Raw genomic sequence first — 21,348 nt, 5'->3', positions numbered from 1 at the left:
AAAATCAGTGCGCGCGGCGAATGCCAAAACGGGCGAGCTTGCGATGCAGGGTAGCGCGCGAGATGCCGAGGCTCTGGGCCGCCGCCGAGACATTGCCGCCGGCGCGCGCCATCGCCCGCTGCAACACGCCGCGTTCGGCGTCGTCGAAATCTTCGGCGCCCTTCGCGGGATCGCCAAGAACGTCGGCAGCCAGCAATCCCTTGGCCAACACCTCGCCCGTTATGCCCAAAGCCAGCCGCGCGTTACGCGTTGCGCCGATCACCATGTCGTCCTGATCGACCGCGATCAGCGCGCCGGCGCCGCGCTCCGCGACAGACGCCAAAAGGATGCGGGCATTGGAATAGACCATGCGGAAATTCTCGGCCTCGATCCGCCGCGCCGCGTCTCCCACCGCGACGGAGATGAGCTGGACGAAGCCTTCCGTCAGGTCCGAGCGGCAGGACGATACGTCGAGCGCGGCGGCCAGATTGCCTTCGTGGTCATAGACCGGCGCCGTGGTGCAACTCATCAGCGTGTTGCGTGAGAAGAAATGCTGGTCGCAATGAACGGTCAATGCCCGCTGATCGGCAAGACAGGTGCCGATGCCATTGGTGCCCTCGCTGTCCTCGCTCCAGACCGTGCCGGTCCAGAGGCCCCATTCGTCGAAGGTTTCGTCATCGGAGGCCGCACCCCGGCGCTCGACAGGGATGCCGTCTCGATCGGCAAGCATGACACAGCAGCCGACGCCGCCGACCGCCTGATAGAGCCGGTTGAGGCTTGTCTCCGCGGCGCGGATCATCCGCTCCATGCGCTGACGAGCCTGCCGCAACTCGGTTTCGGTCAGGCGCCTGGGCGCCTTGCGCTCGGCCGGGTCGAGATGATGCAGTTGCAGGGAACGCCGCCACGAGGCGACCAGCGCCGAATGGGCCGCATCGCTCCTGGCGATCGAGGCCTGGACGAAATCCGCATGCCCGGCTGCTTGCCGTCCGCTCAACCCGATCCTCCCAGCGAGCGGGTTCCTCCCCCCGCTCGTCGTTATATCCGTATGGATATATCCGATGGAAAGCTTTTAACAGCCAAAGCCGATCGGCGCTATAGGACGTTGGTTGAAGAGCGGGTTTCGATGGTTCGGCCGAATGATGTCGGCCGAACCAGATAACAACCGAATGCGAATTCAGTTGGCGGCTTTCGGCTTGGACGAGCCGATCATCTTCCAGTTCTTGTAGAAGACGGAATTGATGCGCTCGACGCTGACCGAGACGATGGCGAGAAGCCCCGCGATCACCCCCGGGAAAGGAGACGGGCGAATGATGTCGACGAAGACGCAATAGCGGCGGCCGTCATACTCGTTGACCGAGCGGTGGAACAGCGTGTCGTCGAAGATGAACAGCGGATTGTCGAACCAGTAGTTCTTCTTGCTGCCGCACTGGACGAAGATCTCCGCTTTCACCGGGATCAGATTGTAGAGAATGCGCAGGCTGAGCCGCAGCGGACCGAAATGCCAGGACGTCGATTCGCGCTTGCTGAAAACCGAGACGGCGATCGTCTTGATGTATTTGTAGTCCTTGTTGAATTCGGGAACGTTGTCGATCTTGTGCTTGCCATACCACTGGTAGACATACATGCCGCGCCGGCCGGCGCCGAAATTGGCGTCGATGTCGGCGATGATCTCATCCTTGCGCGCCTTGAACACGCCCAGCACTTCGTTGATTTCGCGCTGATAGTCCTCGGGAAACTGCTCGGGCTTCCAGACGCCAGGGTTGCGGTAGCAAAGAAGGTCGACGATCAGGTTGAACGGCGACAGCAGCCAGGTGAAGAGGCCGTTGCCGAGGAAATAGCGCTCGAACAGGTTGCGGTCCTTCTGGTCGTTGCGAATGACGTCGATCAGGCCGCAGACGACCCAGATCGTGGTCAGGATCGGGATGAAATAGAAGGCGAGCGCGAGCACCACGACCGCGATAGCAGCCTTGCGGAGCGTCTTGACAGTTTGTTTTGTCATTGTCTTTCGCGCGGGAGCGCGATCCTGTTCCATGAGCCAAAATCACGGCGACCCCCGCCAGCCGTGCGTCTTGATAAGATTTTTTGTTTCCCGGCACAATGCCGTGCGTGGGCCCGAGCGGCCTGTCAGCGCAATATTTGGAGTGCGCCACTCCACTTCAGCTCCATGTCCAGCCGGCAGGCCGAGCGATGGAGCGCGACCGCCAGGTCGCGCAACTCAGCTGTTCCGTTCGCTGCGCAGCTTTGCCCAGTATTCCAGCCGCTTGCGGATATCGCGCTCGAAACCGCGTTCCGGCGGGTCGTAGAAAGTGTGCCGGCCCATCTTTTCCGGAAAGTAATCCTGGCCTGAAAACGCGTCCGGCTCGTCATGGTCGTAGCGGTAGCCGGCCCCGTAGTCCTCCTGCTTCATCAGCTTGGTCGGCGCATTGAGGATGTGCTTGGGCGGCAGTAGCGAGCCGAACTCCTTGGCGGCCGCGGTCGCGGCCTTGAAGGCGTTATAGACGGCATTCGATTTCGGTGCCGTAGCGAGATAGACGGCGGCCTGAGCAAAGGCGAGCTCACCCTCGGGGGAACCCAGATAGTCATAGGCGTCCTTGGCGGCATTGGCGATGACAAGGGCCTGAGGATCGGCGAGCCCGATATCCTCGACCGCCATGCGCACGAGCCTGCGTCCGAGATAGAGCGGATCCTCGCCGGCATCGAACATGCGGGCGAGGTAGTAAAGCGCGGCATCCGGATCGGAGCCGCGCACCGACTTGTGCAGCGCCGAGATCAGGTTGTAGTGGCCGTCCTGGCCCTTGTCATAGATCGGCGCGCGGCGCTGGATGACGCGCTGCAGGCCTTCCGGACCGAACACTTCGCCTTTTTTGGCGGCGCGCCAGACTTCCTCGGCCAGCGTCAGCGAGGCGCGGCCGTCGCCGTCTGCCATGCGGATCAGCATCGCGCGGGCCTCGTCGTCGAGCGGCAGCGCCCTGCCCTCGGTTTCTTCCGCCCGCGCCAGAAGCTTGGCGATGCTTTCTTCGCCCAGCGAACGGAACACCAGCACGCGGGCGCGGGACAGAAGCGCGGCATTCAGCTCGAAGGACGGATTCTCCGTCGTGGCGCCGACCAGCACCACCGTGCCGTCCTCCATCACGGGGAGAAAACCGTCCTGCTGGGCGCGGTTGAAGCGATGGATCTCGTCGACGAAGAGCAGCGTCTGGCGACCGTTGGCGCGTCTTAGCTTGGCCGCCTCGAACACTTTCTTGAGATCGGCGACGCCGGAAAACACGGCGGAGATCTGCTCGAAGGCCAGATTGGTCTCGCCGGCCAGCAGCCGCGCCACCGTCGTCTTGCCGGTGCCGGGCGGTCCCCAGAAGATCATGGAGCCCAACGAGCCGGAATCGATCAGTCTGGTCAGCGCTCCGTCGGGGCCGGTCAGATGCTCCTGGCCGACGACCTCGCCGAGGTTTTTTGGGCGCAACCGGTCGGCCAGCGGCCGCCCGGGCGGCGCCTTTTCCGGCTCATCGGAACTGAACAGATCGGCCATGCAAGTCTTTTGGTTGAACCGCGATCCATCCCTCTTTGGAGCATGATCTTATCTTTGCGGGATCATGCTCCAAATGGGAGGACAGCCTTAGTAACGCAACACCTGGCGCAATATCTGCCCGCCGCGCTCGACGGTAAAGCGCCACCAGCGCGTGTCCTGCTGGGCAATCTGGGCCAGCGTCGCCGCGGTGTCGATGGTGGTTCCGTTCACCTCGCGCACGATATCGCCGGGTTGGAAGCCGAAATCGGCGGCGGGCGAATCGCGGCTGATATCGATGACGGTGACGCCCTTGATATCCGTGCGCAGGCCAAGCCGCTGGGCAAGCCTCGGTGACAGTTCCGCTACCTTGGCACCGGAAAAGGGACTGCGGCCACGCAAGGTGACTTCGCTGGGCTTGGCGCCTTCCGGCGCGCGTTCGAGCGGGATTTCCATTGTCGCCTGTTGGCCTTTGCTCAGCACCGCGAACGTCGCCTTGGTGCCGATCGACAGCGTCGCCATGCGGTAGTCGAGCGCTTCGATGCTTTCGACCGGTGTGTTGTTGAGCGACAGAATGACATCGCCCGGCTTCAGCCCTGCCTTGCCGGCGGGCCCGGCGGGGTCCACGGTCGACACCAATGCGCCGGTCGGCTTCTCCATGCCGAGAGATTCGGCGATCTGCGGCGTCACCAGTTCGAACTCCGCGCCGATATAGGGCCGCTCGAAGAAGTCGAGGCCGGCCTTGGCGGCGTCGGCAAAGGCGCGCACCATGTTCGAGGGAATGGCGAAGCCGATGCCGATCGAGCCGCCGCTGCGGCTGTAGATGGCCGTATTGATGCCGACCAGCTGGCCGCCCATGTTGATCAGCGCGCCGCCGGAATTGCCGGGATTGATGGCGGCATCGGTCTGGATGAAATAGCCTGAATCCGAAACGCCGATATGGCTGCGGGCGAGTGCGGAGACAATGCCGCTGGTGGTGGTCTGGCCGACGCCGAACGGATTGCCGATCGCCAGCACCAGGTCGCCGACCTCGAGTGCGTCGGAATCGCCGATGGCGATAACCGGAAACGGCTTGTCGGCAGAAATCTTGAGCACGGCGAGATCGAGCGTCTCGTCCTTGAGCATGACCTTGGAGGTGAATTCGCGGCCATCGGCAGTCGCGACCTTGACCTCGTCGGCATCCTTGATGACGTGGTAGTTGGTGACGATGACGCCGCTCGGATCGACCAGCACGCCGGAGCCCAGCGAAGACTGCGCGCGCGGCTGGGCACGGCCGAAGAACTCCTCGAAGAAAGGATCGCCCTCGAAAGGCGACGTCACCTTGGCAGTCTGCGAGGCATAGACGTTGACCACGGCGGGCGCCGTCTGCTTGACCAGCGGCGCGAAGGAAAGCTGCACCTCCTCGCGGCCGAACGGCACGCGCTTGTCCGGGCCGGATGTGCCGTTCTCGCCTTCGACGCCATGCAGCAGATCGGTCAGCACGTCGGAGAGGCCCGGATCGGCCGGCTTGGCGGCATCCTCGGCAAAAGCCTGTCTTGCGGCCGGTGCCGCGGCGAAAACGGCCAGCGCGGCAACAAGAAACAGTCGTTTGAGGTGCATTCCGAATCCTCCAGATCGGGCGCCATTGTCCCGACGATTGTGCAGAATGAAAGGCTAATGCACACAAATGCGCCACTTGTCGCGCAAAAGCGTGAGCCTGGGCGCGAAATTCCGCTCACCCGGCTCGAACCTCTTCCAAAATGCAAAAAGGGGCCCGTAGGCCCCTTGAAGTCATTGACGAAAACGCTGGCCTCAGGCGGCCGCGGCTTCCTCATTGGCGCCTTCCGCCTCGAGGCGGGCGCGGTCGCCGGCGCCCTTGGCCGAAGTGTCACGGTCGACGAACTCGATGACCGCCATGGCGGCGTTGTCGCCCTTGCGGAAGCCTGCCTTCATGATGCGCAGGTAGCCGCCGTTGCGGGTGGCGTAGCGCGGGGCGAGGGTTTCGAACAGGCGCTTGACGACGCCTTCATTGCCGATCTGCGCGATCACCTGGCGGCGGGCGTGCAGGTCGCCACGCTTGCCGAGCGTCACCAGCTTCTCGACGATCGGACGCAGGTCCTTCGCCTTCGGCAGGGTGGTGACGATCTGCTCGTGCTCGATCAGAGACACGGCGAGGTTGGCGAACATCGACTTGCGGTGGCTGATGCTGCGGGCGAAACGACGGCCTTTGAAACCGTGGCGCATGGCTCTTTTCCTTCTTCAGTTGTTCAAGAGGCCACGGCCTCTGATGGTTTTCCGCATGACCGTCGGATCGGGCGGCTCACGCCGCCGATCCTTGGAATTCATGCTCAATATTGGTCTTCGTAACGTTTTGCGAGGTCTTCGATGTTTTCCGGCGGCCAGTCCGGCACTTCCATGCCGAGATGGAGGCCCATGGCCGCCAGCACTTCCTTGATCTCGTTCAGCGACTTGCGGCCGAAGTTCGGGGTGCGCAGCATCTCGGCTTCGGTCTTCTGGATCAGGTCGCCGATATAGACGATGTTGTCGTTCTTGAGGCAGTTGGCCGAACGCACCGAAAGCTCGAGCTCGTCGACCTTCTTGAGCAGCGCCGGGTTGAAGGCGAGCTCGGTGACCGCCTCGGCCGCGACTTCCTTCTGCGGCTCGTCGAAGTTGACGAACAGCGCAAGCTGGTCCTGCAGGATGCGGGCGGCGAAAGCGACCGCGTCCTCGCCCGAGATCGAGCCGTTGGTCTCGATCGTCATGGTCAGCTTGTCATAGTCGAGAACCTGGCCCTCGCGGGTGTTCTCGACCTTGTAGGAGACCTTCTTGACCGGCGAGTAGAGGCTGTCGACCGGGATCAGGCCGATCGGCGCGTCCTCGGCGCGGTTACGCTCGGCGGGCACATAGCCCTTGCCGGTGTCGACGGTGAACTCCATGCGGATCTCGGCGCCCTCGTCCAGCGTGCAGATGACGTGGTCGGGGTTGAGGATCTCGACGTCGCCCACGGTCTGGATGTCGCCGGCGAGCACCGCACCCGGGCCTTGCTTGCGAACGACCATGCGCTTGGGACCATCGCCTTCCATGCGGATGGCGATTTCCTTGATGTTGAGCACGATGTCGGTCACGTCCTCGCGCACGCCGGCGATGGACGAGAATTCATGCAGCACGCCGTCGATCTGCACGGCGGTGACGGCCGCGCCGCGCAGCGAAGACAGAAGCACGCGCCGCAGCGCGTTGCCCAGCGTCAGGCCGAATCCGCGTTCGAGCGGCTCGGCCACCAGCGTGGTCAGCGTCTTCTTCTTCGACGAGAACTCGATCTTGTTCGGCTTGATCAGTTCCTGCCAGTTTTTCTGGATCATAAATGTCTTCCTTCCTTTGCCCCGCCACCATCCAATCGTGGCGGGCGACACGGAAAGCCGCGGAGGAACGCCTTGGCGTTCGCGCGGCGCTTAAAAATCAGACGCGGCGCTTCTTGCGCGGACGGCAGCCATTGTGCGGGATCGGCGTCACGTCACGGATCGAGGTGATGGTGAAGCCGGCGGCCTGCAGGGCGCGAAGGGCCGATTCACGGCCGGAGCCGGGTCCGCAGACCTCGACCTCGAGCATGCGCATGCCGTGTTCCTGCGCCTTCTTGGCGACGTCTTCAGCCGCCATCTGGGCGGCGAACGGGGTCGACTTGCGCGAACCCTTGAAGCCTTGCGCGCCGGCCGACGACCAGGCGATCGAATTGCCCTGCGCGTCGGTGATGGTGATCATGGTGTTGTTGAAGGTCGAATTGACGTGGGCAACGCCCGACGAGATGTTCTTGCGTTCGCGACGGCGAACACGAGCGGCTTCCTTGGCCATGGTAGTCCTTTCAGTTGATCTCTACACCGCCGTAATGCCAGCGGCTCCACCTTAGGTAAGGGAGTGGGGGAATAGGGAAGTAAGGGAGTAGGGAAATTAGCGGTCCGATTCTCGGACTATTCCCTACTGCCTTACTCCCCTACTCCCTTATTCCCCTAATTACTTCTTCTTGCCGGCGATCGCCTTGGCCGGGCCCTTACGGGTGCGCGCATTGGTGTGCGTGCGCTGGCCGCGGACCGGCAGCGAGCGGCGGTGACGCAGGCCGCGGTAGCAGCCGAGGTCCATGAGCCGCTTGATGTTCATCGAGACTTCGCGGCGCAGGTCGCCTTCGACCTGATAGTCGCGGTCGATCGTCTCGCGGATCTGCAGCACTTCCGCGTCGGTCAGCTGGTTGACGCGGCGGTCCGCCGGGATGCCGACCTTGTCGACGATCTCCTGGGCAAACTTCTTGCCGATGCCGTGAATGTACTGAAGCGCAATGACGACGCGCTTGTTGGTCGGAATGTTGACGCCGGCTATACGAGCCATCTTCTTCTCTTTCTCCATTTGGGCCGGACGAGCCGGCGCTGTCGAAGTTGCCCCGCGTCCGGTGGAGGCCGGCCCTTGCGGGAGTTTCCTGGTTCAAAGCGACTGCCTTGCCCGCAAGGGCAAGCAAAGTCCATGCCTGATAGGAAGACGGGCCGCCATACCCCAACGGCCCACTCCAGTCAAGCGCAATCTTCAATTGTCGCCAAGCGCAATCTTCAATTGCCGGTGCGGCTCACTTCGCCGCCGCCGCGAGCACCTTGCCGATCTCCGCGGTCACCGCATCGATACTGGCCATTCCGTCGACGGTCTTGAGCCTGCCTTTGGCGTAGTAATAGCCGGTCAGCGGCGCCGTCTTCTTGTAGTACTCGCGCAGACGCTCCTCGAACACCTCGGGATTGTCGTCCTTGCGCACCGGCTGGCCCGACGCCTTGGCGTCCTCGGCACGCTTGACTATGCGCCCGACCAGCGCCCTATCGTCGACGACGAGCTCGATCACGCTGTCCAACGCGATGCCGCGCTCGGCGAGCATGGCCTCGACCGCGTCGGCCTGGACCAGCGTGCGCGGATAGCCGTCGAGGATGAAACCCCTGGCGCAATCCGGCTGATCTATGCGCTCGGCGACGATGGCGTTGACGATCGCATCGGAGACCAGCTCACCGGCATCCATCACCGCCTTGGCGCGCTTGCCGACCTCGGTTCCGGCCTGGACAGCGGCACGCAGCATGTCACCCGTCGAGAGCTGGGGTATGCCATGTTTTTCTACCAGTCTTTGTGCTTGCGTCCCCTTGCCCGCTCCTGGCGGCCCAAGCAATATCAGCCTCATCTGCTCCTCTTCCCCCCGCGCAACTTCGACTTCTTGATCAGGCCCTCATACTGGTGCGCGATCAGGTGACCCTGAATCTGCGCCACCGTGTCGAGCGTGACACTGACCACGATCAGAAGCGATGTGCCACCGAGGTAGAAAGGTACGCCAGTCGCCGAAATCAGGAACTCCGGCAGCAAACAGACCAGCACCAAGTAGATGGCGCCGATGACGGTGATACGCGTCAGAACATAGTCGATATATTCGGCCGTGCGCTCGCCCGGACGATAGCCCGGAATGAAGCCGGAATGCTTCTTGAGCTGGTCCGCCGTGTCCTTCGGATTGAAGACGATCGCCGTGTAGAAGAAGGCGAAGAAGACGATCATGCTCGCATAGAAGATCATGTAGAGCGGCTGGCCGTGGCCGAGCGAGGCCAGGATGGTGCTTGCCCAGGCCGGCAGGTTGGTCGCCTGCGAGAAGCCCGCGACCGTCGCCGGCAAGAGAAGCAGCGAGGACGCGAAGATCGGCGGGATGACGCCCGAGGTGTTCAGCTTCAGCGGCAAATGCGAGGTGTCGCCCTGGAACATGCGATTGCCGACCTGGCGCTTCGGATATTGGATGAGCAGGCGGCGCTGCGCGCGCTCGAAGAAGACGATGAGCGCGATGACGATGATGGCCAGTACGATGATCGCGAGGATGAGGCTCGTCGACAGCGCGCCGGTGCGGCCGAGTTCCAGCGTGCCGGAGATGGCGCGCGGCAGGCCGGCAACGATGCCCGAGAAGATGATCAGCGAGATGCCGTTGCCGATGCCGCGGGCGGTGATCTGCTCGCCGAGCCACATCAGGAACATGGTGCCGCCGACCAGCGTCACGACGGTCGAGATGCGGAAGAACATGCCCGGATCGTTGACGATGCCGTTGCCGCCTTCGAGGCCGATCGAAATGCCGTAGGCCTGGATCAGCGCCAGGAGCACGGTGCCGTAGCGCGTGTACTGGTTGATGATCTTGCGGCCCTGCTCGCCTTCCTTCTTCAGCGCTTCCAGCGTCGGGATGACCGAGGTCATCAGCTGCATGATGATGGAGGCGGAGATGTAGGGCATGATGCCGAGCGCGAAGATCGCCATGCGCTGCACGGCGCCGCCGGCAAACATGTTGAACATGCCGAGCACGCCCTTGCTCTGTGAGGAGAAGGCCTGGGCGAAAGCGTCGGGATTGATGCCGGGCAGCGGGATATAGGTGCCGAGGCGGTAGACGAGCAGCGCGCCGATGGTGAACCAGATGCGCTTCTTCAAATCCTCGGCCTTGGCGAAGGCCGCAAAATTGAGATTGGAGGCTAGTTGTTCAGCAGCCGAAGCCATGCCTGATTCTCCGCTAGAGCAGGACGCCGAAAAATGTGGAGCGGTTTTCGGACAACATCATGCTCTACTTCATTGATTTCCGTGTCACGCTCGACGCCCGCAGCTCAGGCGGCGCGTGTCACCGAAGCTCACGAGATAAGCTCCGGACCGTAAACATGCAAGCGGCCGCGTTGACGCGGCCGCTCAATTCATCTGGTCAAAGCGCGGTTCGACGGAAAATGCGAAATCATTCTACCGGCCGCGCTTCAAATCGCCGTTACTCGGCGGCGGCCGCTTCCGGCAGCTTCACCGAACCGCCGGCCTTCTCGATCTTCTCGATCGCGGCCTTGGAGGCGCCGGCGACATCGAAGGAGAGCTTGGCCTTGAGTTCGCCGTCGGAGAGAACGCGCACGCCGTCCTTGGCGCGGCGGATGACGCCGGCGGCCACCAGGGCCTCGGCCGTCACGGTCTCCTTGGCGTCCAGCTTCTTGGCGTCGATCGCGGCCTGGATCTTGGCCAGCGACACGACGGTGAAGCTCTTGGCGAAAATGTTGTTGAAGCCACGCTTCGGCAGACGCCGGTAGAGCGGCATCTGGCCGCCCTCGAAGCCGTTGATGGCAACGCCCGAGCGGGCCTTCTGGCCCTTGACGCCGCGACCGGCGGTCTTGCCCGAACCGGAGCCGATGCCGCGACCGAGGCGCTTCCTGGAATGCGTGGCGCCGTCCTTGTCACGCAGATCGTTGAGTTTCATGTTGCTTCTCCTGCGCTTCCGTTCAGGCCTCGTCCACGACGCGGACGAGGTGCTGGACGGCAGCGATCATGCCGCGCACGGAAGGGGTATCTTCCAGCGTGCGCCGCTTGTGCATCTTGTTCAAGCCGAGGCCGACCAGCGTCGCGCGCTGCTCCTTCGGCCGGCGGATCGGGGAGCCGATCTGCTCGACGGTGATGGTCTTGGTAGCTTTCTTGGCCATGGTCGAAATCCCTGGTCAGCGTCGACTATTCTTCAGCCGCAACGGCGGTGCCGCGGCGGGCCTGAAGGGTCGAGTACTTGATGCCGCGCGCGGCAGCCACATCCTTCGGATGCATCTGGCTCTTCAGCGCGTCGAAGGTGGCGCGAACCATGTTGTAGGGGTTCGACGAACCCATCGACTTGGCGACCACGTCATGCATGCCGAGCGTCTCGAAGACGGCGCGCATCGGACCGCCGGCGATGATGCCGGTACCCTGCTTGGCGGCGCGCAGCAGAACACGTCCGGCGCCCCAACGGCCCTCGACGTCGTGATGCAGCGTGCGGCCCGAACGCAGCGGCACGAAGATCATGTCGCGCTTGGCCGATTCGGTCGCCTTGCGGATCGCTTCCGGCACTTCGCGCGCCTTGCCGTGGCCGAAGCCGACGCGGCCCTTCTGGTCGCCGACGACGACGAGAGCGGCAAAGCCGAAACGACGGCCGCCCTTCACCACCTTGGCGACGCGGTTGATGTGGACGAGCTTGTCCACCATGCCGTCGTCACGCTCTTCGCGTTCACGCTCGCGGCCGCGGCCGCCTTCTCTACGTTCCTGTGCCATATCCTGTTCCTTGTTCTTTTCCGGAAGCACGGGTTGCTATTTGCCGACGCCGCATTTCGGGTCGCCGGCGGTGAATTTCTCCTTTGCATGATCTTGTCCGAAAAGTCTGCAACTTTTCGGGATCATGCATTAGAAGCTGAGACCGCCTTCGCGGGCAGCCTCGGCCAGCGCCTTGACGCGGCCGTGGTAGATGTACGGGCCGCGGTCGAAGACGACTTCCTTGACGCCGGCCTTCGAAGCGCGCTCGGCGATCAGCTTGCCGACGGCCGCGGCCGCGGCCGTGTCGGCGCCGGTCTTGAGCGAACCCTTGAGGTCCTTCTCGAGTGTCGAGGCGGCGGCCAGCGTATGGCCGTTGGCATCGTCGATGACCTGGACGTAGATGTTCTTCGAGGTGCGGTGCACCGAAAGCCGCGGACGCGCGCCGGCGACCTTCTTCAACTGGCGGCGAACGCGCTGCGCGCGGCGCTGGATGGTTTCTTTGGGGCTTGCCATAATGTCAGTTCCTTGCCTTCAGAAAACGGGGGCAACCCTGTGCGGTAGGCCAGGCCTCCCGCGGCCGCTCCCCGCGGCGTTACACTTCTCAAACTTAACCCTTTGCGAAAAGTCCGAACTTTTCGCGGCCAAGCCTATTACTTCTTCTTGCCTTCCTTGCGCACGATGCGCTCGTCGGCATAGCGCACGCCCTTGCCCTTGTACGGCTCCGGACCACGATATTCGCGGATCTCGGCGGCGACCTGGCCGACCTGCTGCTTGTCGATGCCCGAAACCGTGATTTCGGTCGGCTTCGGCACGGTGATGGTGATGCCCTGGGGCGTCTCATAGACCACATCGTGGCTGAAGCCGAGCGCCAGCTGCAGGTTCTTGCCCTGCAGCGCGGCACGATAGCCGACGCCGGTGATCTCGAGCTTCTTCTCGAAGCCGTCCTTCACGCCCTGCAGGATGTTGACGATCTGCGTGCGCGACATGCCCCACTTGGAGCGGGCCGCCTTGGTCTGGTCGCGCGGTTCGACCGAGATCTCAGCGCCTTCCATCTTGACCAGCACTTCGTCGTTCACCACGAACTTCAGCTCGCCCTTCGGGCCCTTCGCCGTCACGGTCTGGCCGTTGACGGAAGCGGTCACGCCCTGCGGCAGCGAAACGGGTTTCTTTCCGATACGAGACATTTTGTTGTCCTCGTCACTTCTTTGGTTTCAGGTTCCAGTTCCCGGGCGCGATCCCGAGAACCGAAGCCCATTCATCAATCTCTTGGCCGATCAGAAGATCTGGCAGAGGATCTCGCCGCCGACGTTCTGCTCACGCGCTTCATGGTCGGCCATGACGCCCTTCGGCGTCGAGAGGATGGCGATGCCGAGGCCGTTGGCGACCTGCGGGATCGACTTGGCCGAGACATAGACGCGGCGGCCAGGCTTCGACACGCGCTCGATTTCGCGCACGACCGGAGCGCCGTCGAAATACTTCAACTCGATCTCGATTTCCGACTTGCCGTTTTCAAAGTCGGTCTGGCTGTAGTCGCGGATATAGCCTTCCGACTTCAGCACTTCGAGGACGCGGGCGCGCAGACGCGAGGCCGGCGTCGAGACGCTCGACTTCTTGCGGCCATAGGCGTTGCGGATGCGGGTCAGCATATCGCCGAGAGGATCGCTCAATGACATCTCAGTGTCTCCTTACCAGCTCGACTTGACCAGGCCCGGGATCTGGCCGGTATTGCCCAGATCGCGAAGCGCGATACGCGAAAGCTTCAGCTTGCGGTAGTAGGCGCGCGGACGGCCCGTGACTTCGCAGCGGTTACGGATGCGGATCTTGGCCGAGTTGCGCGGCAGCGCCGAAAGCTTCAACTGGGCGCGGAAACGCTCTTCCATCGGCTTGGACTGATCCATGATGATGGCCTTGAGCGCCGTGCGCTTGGCGGCGTACTGGTCGGCGAGCTTGCGGCGCCGGTTGTTCTTCTCGACTGAGCTGGTCTTTGCCATTTCAGATTTTTCCTTTTTCGCTGCCGTTACTGGCGGAAGGGGAAGTTGAAGGCCTTGAGCAGAGCTCTGGCCTCGTCGTCCGTCTTCGCCGTCGTACAAACGATGACGTCCATGCCCCAGACCTGATCAACCTTGTCGTAGTTGATCTCCGGGAACACGATGTGTTCCTTGATGCCCATGGCATAGTTGCCACGGCCGTCAAAGCTCTTCGGGTTCAGTCCGCGGAAGTCGCGAACGCGCGGCAGTGCGATGTTCACGAGGCGGTCGAGGAACTCGTACATGCGTTCCTTGCGCAGCGTGACCTTGGCGCCGATCGGCATGTTCTCGCGCACCTTGAAGCCGGCAATCGAGTTGCGGGCACGGGTGACGACGGCCTTCTGGCCGGCGATCATCGCGAGATCCTCGGCCGCGACCGAGGGCTTCTTGGAGTCGCCCGTCGCTTCGCCGACACCCATGTTCAGCACGATCTTGTCGATGCGCGGAACCTGCATGTCGTTGTCGTAGCCGAACTGCTCCTGCATCGCCTTGCGGATGGTCTCGTTATAGACCTTCTTGAGGCGCGGCTCGTTCTTGGCAGCTGCCTGCTTGGTTTCAGACTTAGCCATTGATGACTTCTCCCGAACGCTTGGCGACGCGCACCTTCTTGCCATCCTTCTGGATGGTGAAGCCGACGCGGGTCGGCTTGCCATCCTTGGGGTCGGCGAGCGCGATATTCGACAGGTGGATCGGCGCTTCCTTGGTGATGATCCCGCCCTCTTGGGACTGGGTCTGCTTCTGGTGACGGCGAATGAGGTTCACGCCGCGGACGACCGCGGTGTCTTCCTTCGGCTGCACCGACAGGACTTCGCCCGAACGGCCCTTGTCCTTGCCGGCAAGCACGACGACCTTGTCGCCTTTTTTGATCTTTTGCATTGGTCCGGCTCCTTACAGCACTTCAGGCGCGAGCGAGATGATCTTCATGTGGTTCTTGGCGCGCAGCTCGCGCGGAACCGGTCCGAAGATACGGGTGCCGATCGGCTCTTTCTTATTGTCGACGAGAACGGCCGCGTTCTTGTCGAAACGGATCACGCTGCCGTCCGGGCGGCGGATGTCCTTGGCCGTGCGAACCACGACCGCCTTCATCACATCGCCCTTCTTAACGCGGCCGCGCGGAATGGCTTCCTTGATCGACACCACGATGATGTCGCCGACGGAGGCATATTTCCGCTTCGAGCCGCCCAGCACCTTGATGCACATGACACGACGGGCGCCGGAATTGTCCGCGACGTCGAGGTTTGTTTGCATCTGAATCATGACTGGCCGCCTTCTTCTTTTCTAACGGGACGGGTGCTTTCACCCCTCCCCGGTCTGTCCAAAATTCGGTTCGTTCGCCCGGATCAAGCCTGATCCGAAGAGACGACAACCCAGCGCTTATCCTTCGAAATCGGCTTCGATTCCTGGATGAACACCTGGTCGCCGACCTTGTGGGCGTTGTTCTCGTCGTGCGCCTTGTACTTCTTGGTCATACGCACGGTCTTCTTCATCACCGGGTGGGTGAAGCGACGCTCGACCTTGACCACGACCGTCTTCTCGTTCTTGTCGCTGACGACGGTGCCCTGCAGGATGCGCTTTGGCATGGTTCTCGTCCTTAAGCCTTCTTGGCCGCGGATTTTTCCGCGGCGATGGTCTTGATGCGCGCGATGTCCTTGCGGACCTGCTTCACGCGCGCGGTCTTTTCGAGCTGGCCGGTGGCCTTCTGAAAGCGCAGGTTGAACTGCTCCTTCTTGAGGGCTGCCAGGTCGTCGGTCAGCTGATCCTGGGTCTTGGTCCGGATGTCTTCGGCTTTCATGATCGCCTGTCCTTATTCTGCGATGCGCTGCACGAAGCGCGTCTTGACCGAGAGCTTGGCGGCGCCGAGACGCAGCGCCTCACGCGCGGTCTCCTCGCTGACGCCATCGATCTCGAACATGATGCGGCCGGGCTTGACGCGCGCCGCCCAGTAGTCGACTGCGCCCTTGCCCTTACCCATGCGGACTTCGGTCGGCTTCGAGGTGACCGGCAGATCCGGGAACACCCGGATCCAGACGCGGCCGGCGCGCTTCATCTCGCGGGTGATCGCGCGGCGGGCCGCCTCGATCTCACGCGCGGTGACGCGGTTCGGCTCAAGCGCCTTCAGTCCGAAACCGCCGAAATCCAGATTGGTGCCGCCCTTGGCGGTACCGTGGATACGGCCCTTGAACTGCTTACGGAACTTTGTGCGCTTTGGCTGCAGCATCGTTCTAACTCCAAATTCTCAAATGTCTCAGGCGTTCTCGCGACGACGGCCGCGTTCGCGCTCACCACCACCGCCGCCATGCGCTGCATCACCTTCGGTGGCGCGACGCTCGGAGGCCATCGGGTCGTGCTCGAGGATCTCGCCCTTGAACACCCACACCTTGACGCCGCAGATGCCGTAAGCCGTGTTCGCCTCTGCCGTGCCGTAGTCGACATCGGCGCGCAGCGTATGCAGCGGCACGCGGCCTTCGCGGTACCACTCCATGCGCGCGATTTCGGCGCCGCCGAGACGGCCGGAGCAGTTGATGCGGATGCCTTCGGCGCCGAGCCGCATGGCCGACTGAACGGCACGCTTCATGGCGCGGCGGAACGCGATGCGGCGCTCGAGCTGCTGAGCGATCGACTGGGCGATCAGCGTGGCGTCGATTTCCGGCTTGCGCACTTCAACGATGTTGAGGTGCGTTTCGGACTTCGTCATCTCGGTCAGCTTCTTGCGCAGCTTCTCGATGTCGGCGCCCTTCTTGCCGATGATCAGGCCTGGGCGCGCGGCGTGGATGGTGACGCGGCACTTCTTGTGCGGACGCTCGATCACGACCTTGGAGATCGCGGCCTGCTTGAGTTCCTTCTCGAGATACTTGCGGATCTTGAGGTCCTCGTGCAGCAGCTGGCCGTACTCGCCGGTGTTCGCGAACCAACGCGAATCCCAGGTACGGTTGATGCCGAGACGCAGCCCGATCGGATTGACTTTCTGGCCCATTATGCGGCCTCCCCTTTTTCCTCGACTTCACGAACGACGATCGTGAGGTGCGAGAACGGCTTTTCGATACGGCTGGCGCGACCGCGGCCACGAGCGTGGAAACGCTTCATGACGATCGACTTGCCGACATAGGCTTCCGCCACGACCAGCGCATCGACGTCGAGGTCGTGATTGTTTTCCGCATTGGCGATCGCCGATTCCAGCGTCTTCTTGACCGTGCCGGAAATCCGCTTGGCCGAGAATTCGAGGTCGGAAAGCGCTGTCGCGACCTTCTTGCCGCGGATCAGCGCGGCAACCAGGTTCAGCTTCTGCGGGCTGATACGGATCGTGCGCAGAACGGCACGCGCCTCGTTATCAGCAAGCCTGCGCGGAGCTTTGGCCTTGCCCATGATTATTTCCTCTTCGCCTTCTTATCCGCGCCATGACCGTAATAGGTCCGGGTCGGAGCGAATTCACCGAACTTGTGGCCGACCATGTCCTCGTTCACGGAGACCGGGACGTGCTTCTGGCCGTTGTAGACACCAAAGGTGAAGCCGACGAACTGCGGCAGGATGGTGGAGCGACGGCTCCACATCTTGATCACCTCATTGCGACCACCTTCACGAACCTTGTCCACCTTCTTGAGAAGGTAGCCGTCGATGAAGGGGCCTTTCCAAATCGAACGAGTCACTTGGCGTTACCTCTTCTTAGCTCTTGCGCTGATGACGCGAGCGCAGGATGAACTTGTCGGTCGCCTTGTTGGACCGCGTCTTCTTGCCCTTGGTCGGCTTGCCCCAGGGCGAAACCGGATGACGGCCGCCCGAGGTGCGGCCTTCGCCGCCGCCGTGCGGATGGTCGACCGGGTTCATGGTCACGCCGCGATTGTGCGGACGCTTGCCGCGCCACACGGTGCGACCGGCCTTACCGTCGTTGATGTTGCCGTGGTCGGGGTTCGACACGGCACCGACGGTGGCCATGCAGGAACCGTGCACGACGCGCTGCTCACCCGAATTGAGGCGCAGGATCGCCATGCCCTGGTCGCGGCCGACGAGCTGGGCGTAACCGCCAGCCGAACGGGCGACCTGGCCGCCCTTGCCCGGCTTCAGCTCGATATTGTGGACGATCGTGCCGACCGGCATCGAGGCCAGCGGCATCGCGTTGCCCGGCTTCACGTCAACCGCTTCGCCGGCCACGATCTTGTCGCCGGCAGCAAGGCGCTGCGGGGCCAGGATGTAGGACAGCTCGCCGTCGTCATACTTGATCAGCGCGATGAAGGCGGTGCGGTTCGGATCGTATTCGATACGCTCGACCGTACCGACGACGTCGTACTTCTTACGCTTGAAGTCGATGATGCGGTACGAACGCTTGTGACCGCCGCCGATGAAGCGGGCCGTGATGCGGCCGTAATTGTTGCGGCCGCCCGACTTGGTCAGGCCTTCGGTCAGGCCCTTGACGGGCTTGCCCTTGTAGAGGCCCGAGCGGTCGACGATGACCAGCTGGCGGGTGCTCGGCGTTACCGGGTTGAATTTCTTAAGTGCCATTGTCCTGTCCTCGCGGCCTTGCTCAGAGACCCGTCGCGACGTCGATCGACTGGCCGTCGGCCAGCGTCACTACCGCCTTCTTGACGTCGCCCTGGCGGCCAACGGTGCCGCGGAAGCGCTTGATCTTGCCCTTGCGGACGAGCGTGTTCACAGCCGTCACCTTGACGCCGAAGAGAGCTTCCACGGCAGCCTTGATTTCCGGCTTCGACGCCTTCTTGGCGACGTTGAAGACGACCTGGTTCTGCTCAGAAGCCATGGTCGACTTTTCGGTGATCGCCGGCGAGACGATCACGTCGTAATGACGAAGGTCGGTCATTTGAAGCGCTCCTCGAGAGCCTCGACGGCGGCCTTGGAAAGGACCAGCGTGCCGCGGCGCAGAATGTCGTAGACGTTGATGCCCTGGATGGGCAGCACGTCGATGTTCGGAATGTTGGTCGCCGCCAGCTTGAAGTTCTGGTCGAGCTCGGCGCCGCCGATCACCAGGGCGTTGGTCAGCCCCAGCGTCTCGAGGTTCGCCGCCAGCGTCTTGGTTTTGGCCTCGGCGAGCTTCAGCTCGTCGATGACGATGATGGAAGCGCTCTTGGCCTTGGCCGAGAGAGCATGCTTCAAGCCGAGGGCGCGCACCTTCTTCGGCAGCTCGTGCTCATGGCTGCGAACGACCGGGCCGTGCGCCTTGCCGCCGCCGCGGAACTGCGGAGCGCGAGCCGAGTGGTGACGAGCGCGGCCCGTACCCTTCTGCTTGTACATCTTGGCGCCGGTGCGCGCGATCTCGGCGCGGCCCTTGGCCTTGTGCGTGCCCTGCTGCTTCTTGGCGAGCTGCCAGCGCACGACGCGCTGCAGGATGTCCTCGCGCGGATCAAGGCCGAAAATCTCCTCGGAGAGTTTCACCTTGCCGGCGTCCTTGCCGCCCAGCGTTGTGATCTTGAGATCCATTATTCGGCTCCCTCAGTGGCCGGGGCTTCGTTCTTGGCGGCAGCGGCGCGGATCGCGGCAGGCTTCGGCGCATTGGCCGGCAGCGCAACCTTCGCAGCGTCGCGAACCAGGATCCAGGCGCCCTTGACGCCGGGAACCGCGCCGCGGATCAGGATCAGGCCGCGATCGGCGTCGGTCGAGACGACCTCGACATTCTGCGTGGTGACGCGGGTGTCGCCCATGTGGCCGGCCATCTTCTTGCCCTTGAACACCTTGCCGGGGTCCTGGCGCTGGCCGGTCGAACCGTGCGTGCGGTGCGAGACCGAGTTACCGTGCGTGGCGCGGCCGCCACCCATGTGGTGCCGCTTGATCACGCCCTGGAAACCCTTGCCGGTCGAGGTGCCGGTGACGTCGACCTTCTGGCCGGCGACGAAATGCTCGACGGTCAGCTCGGCGCCGACGTCGATCATGTTGTCGGCGGAGACGCGGAATTCCGCGACCTTGGCCTTCGGCTCGACGGAAGCGGCGGCGAAATGGCCGCGCATCGCCTTCGACGTGTTCTTCACCTTGGCAAGGCCAACGCCGAGCTGGACGGCGGTGTAGCCGTTCTTCTCCTGCGTGCGCTGAGCCACGACCTGGCAGTTCTCCATCTGGAGAACGGTGACGGGAACGTGTTCCCCGGCATCGTTATAGATGCGGGTCATTCCCACCTTCTTTGCAATCACACCTGAACGCATCGGTTCAATTCCTTTAGAGTTCCGGGCCAGGGGCACCGCCCCTTACCGCGCTCTCATTCCTTTAGAGCTTGATCTCGACGTCGACACCGGCGGCCAGATCGAGCTTCATCAAAGCATCGACCGTCTGCGGGGTCGGATCGACGATGTCGAGCAGCCGCTTGTGCGTGCGCATCTCGAACTGCTCACGGCTCTTCTTGTCGACGTGGGGCGACCGGTTGACCGTGAATTTTTCGATCCGCGTCGGCAGCGGAATGGGGCCGCGGACGTTGGCGCCGGTGCGCTTGGCGGTCGACACGATTTCGCGCGTCGAGGCGTCGAGCACCCGGTGGTCAAACGCCTTAAGGCGGATGCGGATATTCTGTCCGTTCATGCGTCAATTCCTTGTTCTGGCGCGGCGCGGGCAGCTCCCGCGCCCGCGACAGATCCGTTTCAGTCCAATTACTCTTTGATGGTGACGACGATGCCGGCACCGACGGTGCGGCCGCCTTCACGGATGGCGAAGCGCAGCTTCTCTTCCATCGCGATCGGCACGATCAGCTCGACATCGACGGTGATGTTGTCGCCAGGCATCACCATCTCGGTGCCGGCCGGCAGCGTCACGATGCCCGTCACGTCCGTCGTGCGGAAGTAGAACTGCGGACGGTAGTTGGTGAAGAACGGCGTGTGACGGCCGCCTTCGTCCTTGGTCAGGATGTAGGCTTCGGCCACGAACTTCTTGTGCGGCTTCACCGAACCCGGCTTGGCCAGAACCTGGCCGCGCTCGACGCCTTCACGGTCGACGCCGCGCAGCAGCGCGCCGATGTTGTCGCCGGCCTGGCCCTGGTCGAGCAGCTTGCGGAACATCTCCACGCCCGTGCAGGTCGTCTTGGTGGTCGGACGGATGCCGACGATCTCCAGCTCCTCGCCGACCTTGACGATGCCGCGCTCGACGCGGCCGGTCACGACCGTGCCGCGGCCCGAGATCGAGAACACGTCCTCGATCGGCATCAGGAACGGCTTGTCCAGCGGACGAACCGGCGTCGGGATATAGGCGTCGACCTGAGCCATCAGTTCGCGGATGGCGTCCTCGCCGATGGTCTTGTTGGAATCTTCAAGCGCGGCCAGCGCCGAGCCCTTGACGATCGGAATGTCGTCGCCGGGGAACTCGTTCTTCGACAGAAGCTCGCGAACCTCGAGCTCGACCAGTTCGAGCAGCTCGGCGTCGTCGACCTGGTCGACCTTGTTCAGGAACACCACGATCGACGGAACGCCGACCTGGCGGGCCAGGAGGATGTGCTCGCGGGTCTGCGGCATCGGGCCGTCGGCGGCCGACACGACCAGGATCGCGCCGTCCATCTGGGCAGCACCGGTGATCATGTTCTTGACATAGTCGGCGTGGCCGGGGCAGTCGACGTGGGCATAGTGACGGTTGGCCGTCTCATACTCGACATGCGCCGTCGAGATCGTGATGCCGCGCGCCTTCTCTTCGGGTGCCGCGTCGATCTGGTCATAGCGCTTGTATTCGCCAAAATACTTCGTGATCGCCGCCGTCAGCGACGTCTTGCCATGATCGACGTGGCCGATCGTGCCAATGTTCACATGCGGCTTGGTGCGCTCGAATTTACCTTTTGCCATGTGATCTCTCCATTCCTGCCTGCCCGTGCGGGCCTTGAATTAAGGT

The 21,348-nt window shown here is 63.0% G+C and carries 32 protein-coding genes; all 32 read right to left on the bottom strand.

Annotated features, from left to right (window positions below):
- Positions 1-4: 4 nt before the first annotated feature.
- The 32 genes from KVT37_RS05955 to tuf all read right to left on the bottom strand — a co-directional run bounded on the left by KVT37_RS05955 (position 5) and on the right by tuf (position 21,302).
- Positions 5-973: a helix-turn-helix domain-containing protein gene (locus KVT37_RS05955; protein ID WP_217570568.1), complete on the bottom strand. Its 969-nt coding sequence runs from the start codon at positions 971-973 to the stop codon at positions 5-7.
- A gap of 180 nt (positions 974-1,153) precedes the next feature.
- A complete protein-coding gene (locus tag KVT37_RS05950) occupies positions 1,154-1,978 on the bottom strand; it encodes an aspartyl/asparaginyl beta-hydroxylase domain-containing protein (RefSeq protein ID WP_217570565.1) in 825 nt (274 codons plus the stop codon).
- 216 nt (positions 1,979-2,194) lie between these two features.
- Positions 2,195-3,505, bottom strand: a complete 1,311-nt coding sequence (locus tag KVT37_RS05945; RefSeq protein WP_217570563.1) for a replication-associated recombination protein A — start codon at positions 3,503-3,505, stop codon at positions 2,195-2,197.
- Positions 3,506-3,592: 87 nt separating this feature from the next.
- Complete coding sequence (locus KVT37_RS05940; RefSeq protein WP_217570561.1) at positions 3,593-5,080, bottom strand: DegQ family serine endoprotease; 1,488 nt, start codon at positions 5,078-5,080, stop codon at positions 3,593-3,595.
- A gap of 192 nt (positions 5,081-5,272) precedes the next feature.
- Positions 5,273-5,704, bottom strand: a complete 432-nt coding sequence (gene rplQ / locus KVT37_RS05935) for a 50S ribosomal protein L17 (RefSeq protein ID WP_217570559.1) — start codon at positions 5,702-5,704, stop codon at positions 5,273-5,275.
- 104 nt (positions 5,705-5,808) lie between these two features.
- Positions 5,809-6,819, bottom strand: coding sequence for a DNA-directed RNA polymerase subunit alpha (locus KVT37_RS05930; protein WP_040983001.1), 1,011 nt, complete (start codon positions 6,817-6,819; stop codon positions 5,809-5,811).
- 97 nt (positions 6,820-6,916) lie between these two features.
- Positions 6,917-7,306, bottom strand: coding sequence for a 30S ribosomal protein S11 (rpsK, locus tag KVT37_RS05925; RefSeq protein ID WP_006205444.1), 390 nt, complete (start codon positions 7,304-7,306; stop codon positions 6,917-6,919).
- A gap of 159 nt (positions 7,307-7,465) precedes the next feature.
- Positions 7,466-7,834 (bottom strand): 30S ribosomal protein S13, encoded by a 369-nt coding sequence (gene rpsM / locus KVT37_RS05920; RefSeq protein ID WP_027170351.1) that lies wholly within the window; start codon positions 7,832-7,834, stop codon positions 7,466-7,468.
- 232 nt (positions 7,835-8,066) lie between these two features.
- Positions 8,067-8,657 (bottom strand): adenylate kinase, encoded by a 591-nt coding sequence (locus KVT37_RS05915; protein WP_217570557.1) that lies wholly within the window; start codon positions 8,655-8,657, stop codon positions 8,067-8,069.
- Positions 8,654-9,994 carry a preprotein translocase subunit SecY gene (gene secY, locus KVT37_RS05910; RefSeq protein WP_217570555.1) on the bottom strand — a complete coding sequence of 447 codons (1,341 nt, stop codon included), beginning with the start codon at positions 9,992-9,994 and terminating at the stop codon, positions 8,654-8,656. The genes KVT37_RS05915 and secY overlap by 4 nt, the downstream gene beginning before the upstream one ends.
- 256 nt (positions 9,995-10,250) lie before the next feature.
- Positions 10,251-10,724, bottom strand: a complete 474-nt coding sequence (gene rplO, locus KVT37_RS05905) for a 50S ribosomal protein L15 (RefSeq protein WP_217570553.1) — start codon at positions 10,722-10,724, stop codon at positions 10,251-10,253.
- A 22-nt stretch (positions 10,725-10,746) separates the two neighbouring features.
- The gene (gene rpmD, locus KVT37_RS05900) at positions 10,747-10,944 is read right to left on the bottom strand and encodes a 50S ribosomal protein L30 (protein ID WP_027170355.1); all 198 of its coding nucleotides are present in this window, start codon (positions 10,942-10,944) and stop codon (positions 10,747-10,749) included.
- Between the two features lie 25 nt (positions 10,945-10,969).
- Positions 10,970-11,539 carry a 30S ribosomal protein S5 gene (gene rpsE, locus KVT37_RS05895; RefSeq protein ID WP_027046810.1) on the bottom strand — a complete coding sequence of 190 codons (570 nt, stop codon included), beginning with the start codon at positions 11,537-11,539 and terminating at the stop codon, positions 10,970-10,972.
- Between the two features lie 129 nt (positions 11,540-11,668).
- Positions 11,669-12,031 carry a 50S ribosomal protein L18 gene (gene rplR, locus KVT37_RS05890; RefSeq protein ID WP_042642205.1) on the bottom strand — a complete coding sequence of 121 codons (363 nt, stop codon included), beginning with the start codon at positions 12,029-12,031 and terminating at the stop codon, positions 11,669-11,671.
- A 137-nt stretch (positions 12,032-12,168) separates the two neighbouring features.
- Entirely contained in the window at positions 12,169-12,702 is a 534-nt protein-coding gene (rplF, locus tag KVT37_RS05885) for a 50S ribosomal protein L6 (protein WP_217570551.1), read from the bottom strand.
- A 90-nt stretch (positions 12,703-12,792) separates the two neighbouring features.
- Complete coding sequence (gene rpsH / locus KVT37_RS05880; RefSeq protein ID WP_042642201.1) at positions 12,793-13,191, bottom strand: 30S ribosomal protein S8; 399 nt, start codon at positions 13,189-13,191, stop codon at positions 12,793-12,795.
- 12 nt (positions 13,192-13,203) lie between these two features.
- Complete coding sequence (rpsN, locus tag KVT37_RS05875; protein ID WP_042642199.1) at positions 13,204-13,509, bottom strand: 30S ribosomal protein S14; 306 nt, start codon at positions 13,507-13,509, stop codon at positions 13,204-13,206.
- A 26-nt stretch (positions 13,510-13,535) separates the two neighbouring features.
- A complete protein-coding gene (rplE, locus tag KVT37_RS05870; RefSeq protein WP_112099606.1) occupies positions 13,536-14,114 on the bottom strand; it encodes a 50S ribosomal protein L5 in 579 nt (192 codons plus the stop codon).
- The gene (gene rplX, locus KVT37_RS05865) at positions 14,107-14,421 is read right to left on the bottom strand and encodes a 50S ribosomal protein L24 (protein WP_042642195.1); all 315 of its coding nucleotides are present in this window, start codon (positions 14,419-14,421) and stop codon (positions 14,107-14,109) included. Before rplX ends, rplE begins: the two co-directional genes overlap by 8 nt.
- A gap of 12 nt (positions 14,422-14,433) precedes the next feature.
- Complete coding sequence (rplN, locus tag KVT37_RS05860; protein WP_006205457.1) at positions 14,434-14,802, bottom strand: 50S ribosomal protein L14; 369 nt, start codon at positions 14,800-14,802, stop codon at positions 14,434-14,436.
- Positions 14,803-14,885: 83 nt separating this feature from the next.
- Positions 14,886-15,125 (bottom strand): 30S ribosomal protein S17, encoded by a 240-nt coding sequence (gene rpsQ / locus KVT37_RS05855; RefSeq protein WP_023675136.1) that lies wholly within the window; start codon positions 15,123-15,125, stop codon positions 14,886-14,888.
- An 11-nt stretch (positions 15,126-15,136) separates the two neighbouring features.
- Positions 15,137-15,337, bottom strand: a complete 201-nt coding sequence (rpmC, locus tag KVT37_RS05850; RefSeq protein WP_137934271.1) for a 50S ribosomal protein L29 — start codon at positions 15,335-15,337, stop codon at positions 15,137-15,139.
- Between the two features lie 12 nt (positions 15,338-15,349).
- Positions 15,350-15,763 carry a 50S ribosomal protein L16 gene (gene rplP / locus KVT37_RS05845; protein WP_027170364.1) on the bottom strand — a complete coding sequence of 138 codons (414 nt, stop codon included), beginning with the start codon at positions 15,761-15,763 and terminating at the stop codon, positions 15,350-15,352.
- A 27-nt stretch (positions 15,764-15,790) separates the two neighbouring features.
- Positions 15,791-16,519, bottom strand: a complete 729-nt coding sequence (gene rpsC / locus KVT37_RS05840; protein ID WP_095818137.1) for a 30S ribosomal protein S3 — start codon at positions 16,517-16,519, stop codon at positions 15,791-15,793.
- Positions 16,519-16,908 carry a 50S ribosomal protein L22 gene (rplV, locus tag KVT37_RS05835; RefSeq protein WP_010909277.1) on the bottom strand — a complete coding sequence of 130 codons (390 nt, stop codon included), beginning with the start codon at positions 16,906-16,908 and terminating at the stop codon, positions 16,519-16,521. The genes rpsC and rplV overlap by 1 nt, the downstream gene beginning before the upstream one ends.
- 2 nt (positions 16,909-16,910) lie before the next feature.
- Complete coding sequence (gene rpsS, locus KVT37_RS05830) at positions 16,911-17,189, bottom strand: 30S ribosomal protein S19 (protein WP_006205463.1); 279 nt, start codon at positions 17,187-17,189, stop codon at positions 16,911-16,913.
- Positions 17,190-17,205: 16 nt separating this feature from the next.
- Entirely contained in the window at positions 17,206-18,039 is an 834-nt protein-coding gene (gene rplB, locus KVT37_RS05825; protein WP_095818138.1) for a 50S ribosomal protein L2, read from the bottom strand.
- Between the two features lie 22 nt (positions 18,040-18,061).
- Positions 18,062-18,355 carry a 50S ribosomal protein L23 gene (locus tag KVT37_RS05820; RefSeq protein ID WP_040983033.1) on the bottom strand — a complete coding sequence of 98 codons (294 nt, stop codon included), beginning with the start codon at positions 18,353-18,355 and terminating at the stop codon, positions 18,062-18,064.
- Positions 18,352-18,972 (bottom strand): 50S ribosomal protein L4, encoded by a 621-nt coding sequence (rplD, locus tag KVT37_RS05815; protein WP_112099609.1) that lies wholly within the window; start codon positions 18,970-18,972, stop codon positions 18,352-18,354. Before rplD ends, KVT37_RS05820 begins: the two co-directional genes overlap by 4 nt.
- On the bottom strand, positions 18,972-19,688 hold the full coding sequence (gene rplC, locus KVT37_RS05810) for a 50S ribosomal protein L3 (protein ID WP_095765515.1): 717 nt from the start codon (positions 19,686-19,688) through the stop codon (positions 18,972-18,974). Before rplC ends, rplD begins: the two co-directional genes overlap by 1 nt.
- Positions 19,689-19,749: 61 nt before the next feature.
- Complete coding sequence (rpsJ, locus tag KVT37_RS05805) at positions 19,750-20,058, bottom strand: 30S ribosomal protein S10 (protein ID WP_006205468.1); 309 nt, start codon at positions 20,056-20,058, stop codon at positions 19,750-19,752.
- Positions 20,059-20,126: 68 nt separating this feature from the next.
- On the bottom strand, positions 20,127-21,302 hold the full coding sequence (tuf, locus tag KVT37_RS05800) for an elongation factor Tu (RefSeq protein WP_112099610.1): 1,176 nt from the start codon (positions 21,300-21,302) through the stop codon (positions 20,127-20,129).
- Positions 21,303-21,348: the final 46 nt, after the last annotated feature.

The organism is Mesorhizobium sp. GbtcB19, from assembly GCF_019091085.1.
GTDB lineage: Bacteria > Pseudomonadota > Alphaproteobacteria > Rhizobiales > Rhizobiaceae > Mesorhizobium.
This window is presented reverse-complemented; position numbering and strand designations above follow the sequence as displayed.

Excerpts from the sequence above, each read along its gene's own strand:
- KVT37_RS05950 (WP_217570565.1), bottom strand. The coding sequence starts at position 1,978 with ATGACAAAACAAACTGTCAAGACGCTCCGCAAGGCTGCTATCGCGGTC.
- KVT37_RS05945 (WP_217570563.1), bottom strand. The coding sequence starts at position 3,505 with ATGGCCGATCTGTTCAGTTCCGATGAGCCGGAAAAGGCGCCGCCCGGG.
- KVT37_RS05940 (WP_217570561.1), bottom strand. The coding sequence starts at position 5,080 with ATGCACCTCAAACGACTGTTTCTTGTTGCCGCGCTGGCCGTTTTCGCC.
- rplQ (WP_217570559.1), bottom strand. The coding sequence starts at position 5,704 with ATGCGCCACGGTTTCAAAGGCCGTCGTTTCGCCCGCAGCATCAGCCAC.
- KVT37_RS05930 (WP_040983001.1), bottom strand. The coding sequence starts at position 6,819 with ATGATCCAGAAAAACTGGCAGGAACTGATCAAGCCGAACAAGATCGAG.
- rpsK (WP_006205444.1), bottom strand. The coding sequence starts at position 7,306 with ATGGCCAAGGAAGCCGCTCGTGTTCGCCGTCGCGAACGCAAGAACATC.
- rpsM (WP_027170351.1), bottom strand. The coding sequence starts at position 7,834 with ATGGCTCGTATAGCCGGCGTCAACATTCCGACCAACAAGCGCGTCGTC.
- KVT37_RS05915 (WP_217570557.1), bottom strand. The coding sequence starts at position 8,657 with ATGAGGCTGATATTGCTTGGGCCGCCAGGAGCGGGCAAGGGGACGCAA.
- secY (WP_217570555.1), bottom strand. The coding sequence starts at position 9,994 with ATGGCTTCGGCTGCTGAACAACTAGCCTCCAATCTCAATTTTGCGGCC.
- rplO (WP_217570553.1), bottom strand. The coding sequence starts at position 10,724 with ATGAAACTCAACGATCTGCGTGACAAGGACGGCGCCACGCATTCCAGG.
- rpmD (WP_027170355.1), bottom strand. The coding sequence starts at position 10,944 with ATGGCCAAGAAAGCTACCAAGACCATCACCGTCGAGCAGATCGGCTCC.
- rpsE (WP_027046810.1), bottom strand. The coding sequence starts at position 11,539 with ATGGCACAGGAACGTAGAGAAGGCGGCCGCGGCCGCGAGCGTGAACGC.
- rplR (WP_042642205.1), bottom strand. The coding sequence starts at position 12,031 with ATGGCAAGCCCCAAAGAAACCATCCAGCGCCGCGCGCAGCGCGTTCGC.
- rplF (WP_217570551.1), bottom strand. The coding sequence starts at position 12,702 with ATGTCTCGTATCGGAAAGAAACCCGTTTCGCTGCCGCAGGGCGTGACC.
- rpsH (WP_042642201.1), bottom strand. The coding sequence starts at position 13,191 with ATGTCATTGAGCGATCCTCTCGGCGATATGCTGACCCGCATCCGCAAC.
- rpsN (WP_042642199.1), bottom strand. The coding sequence starts at position 13,509 with ATGGCAAAGACCAGCTCAGTCGAGAAGAACAACCGGCGCCGCAAGCTC.
- rplE (WP_112099606.1), bottom strand. The coding sequence starts at position 14,114 with ATGGCTAAGTCTGAAACCAAGCAGGCAGCTGCCAAGAACGAGCCGCGC.
- rplX (WP_042642195.1), bottom strand. The coding sequence starts at position 14,421 with ATGCAAAAGATCAAAAAAGGCGACAAGGTCGTCGTGCTTGCCGGCAAG.
- rplN (WP_006205457.1), bottom strand. The coding sequence starts at position 14,802 with ATGATTCAGATGCAAACAAACCTCGACGTCGCGGACAATTCCGGCGCC.
- rpsQ (WP_023675136.1), bottom strand. The coding sequence starts at position 15,125 with ATGCCAAAGCGCATCCTGCAGGGCACCGTCGTCAGCGACAAGAACGAG.
- rpmC (WP_137934271.1), bottom strand. The coding sequence starts at position 15,337 with ATGAAAGCCGAAGACATCCGGACCAAGACCCAGGATCAGCTGACCGAC.
- rplP (WP_027170364.1), bottom strand. The coding sequence starts at position 15,763 with ATGCTGCAGCCAAAGCGCACAAAGTTCCGTAAGCAGTTCAAGGGCCGT.
- rpsC (WP_095818137.1), bottom strand. The coding sequence starts at position 16,519 with ATGGGCCAGAAAGTCAATCCGATCGGGCTGCGTCTCGGCATCAACCGT.
- rplV (WP_010909277.1), bottom strand. The coding sequence starts at position 16,908 with ATGGGCAAGGCCAAAGCTCCGCGCAGGCTTGCTGATAACGAGGCGCGT.
- rplB (WP_095818138.1), bottom strand. The coding sequence starts at position 18,039 with ATGGCACTTAAGAAATTCAACCCGGTAACGCCGAGCACCCGCCAGCTG.
- KVT37_RS05820 (WP_040983033.1), bottom strand. The coding sequence starts at position 18,355 with ATGACCGACCTTCGTCATTACGACGTGATCGTCTCGCCGGCGATCACC.
- rplD (WP_112099609.1), bottom strand. The coding sequence starts at position 18,972 with ATGGATCTCAAGATCACAACGCTGGGCGGCAAGGACGCCGGCAAGGTG.
- rplC (WP_095765515.1), bottom strand. The coding sequence starts at position 19,688 with ATGCGTTCAGGTGTGATTGCAAAGAAGGTGGGAATGACCCGCATCTAT.
- rpsJ (WP_006205468.1), bottom strand. The coding sequence starts at position 20,058 with ATGAACGGACAGAATATCCGCATCCGCCTTAAGGCGTTTGACCACCGG.
- tuf (WP_112099610.1), bottom strand. The coding sequence starts at position 21,302 with ATGGCAAAAGGTAAATTCGAGCGCACCAAGCCGCATGTGAACATTGGC.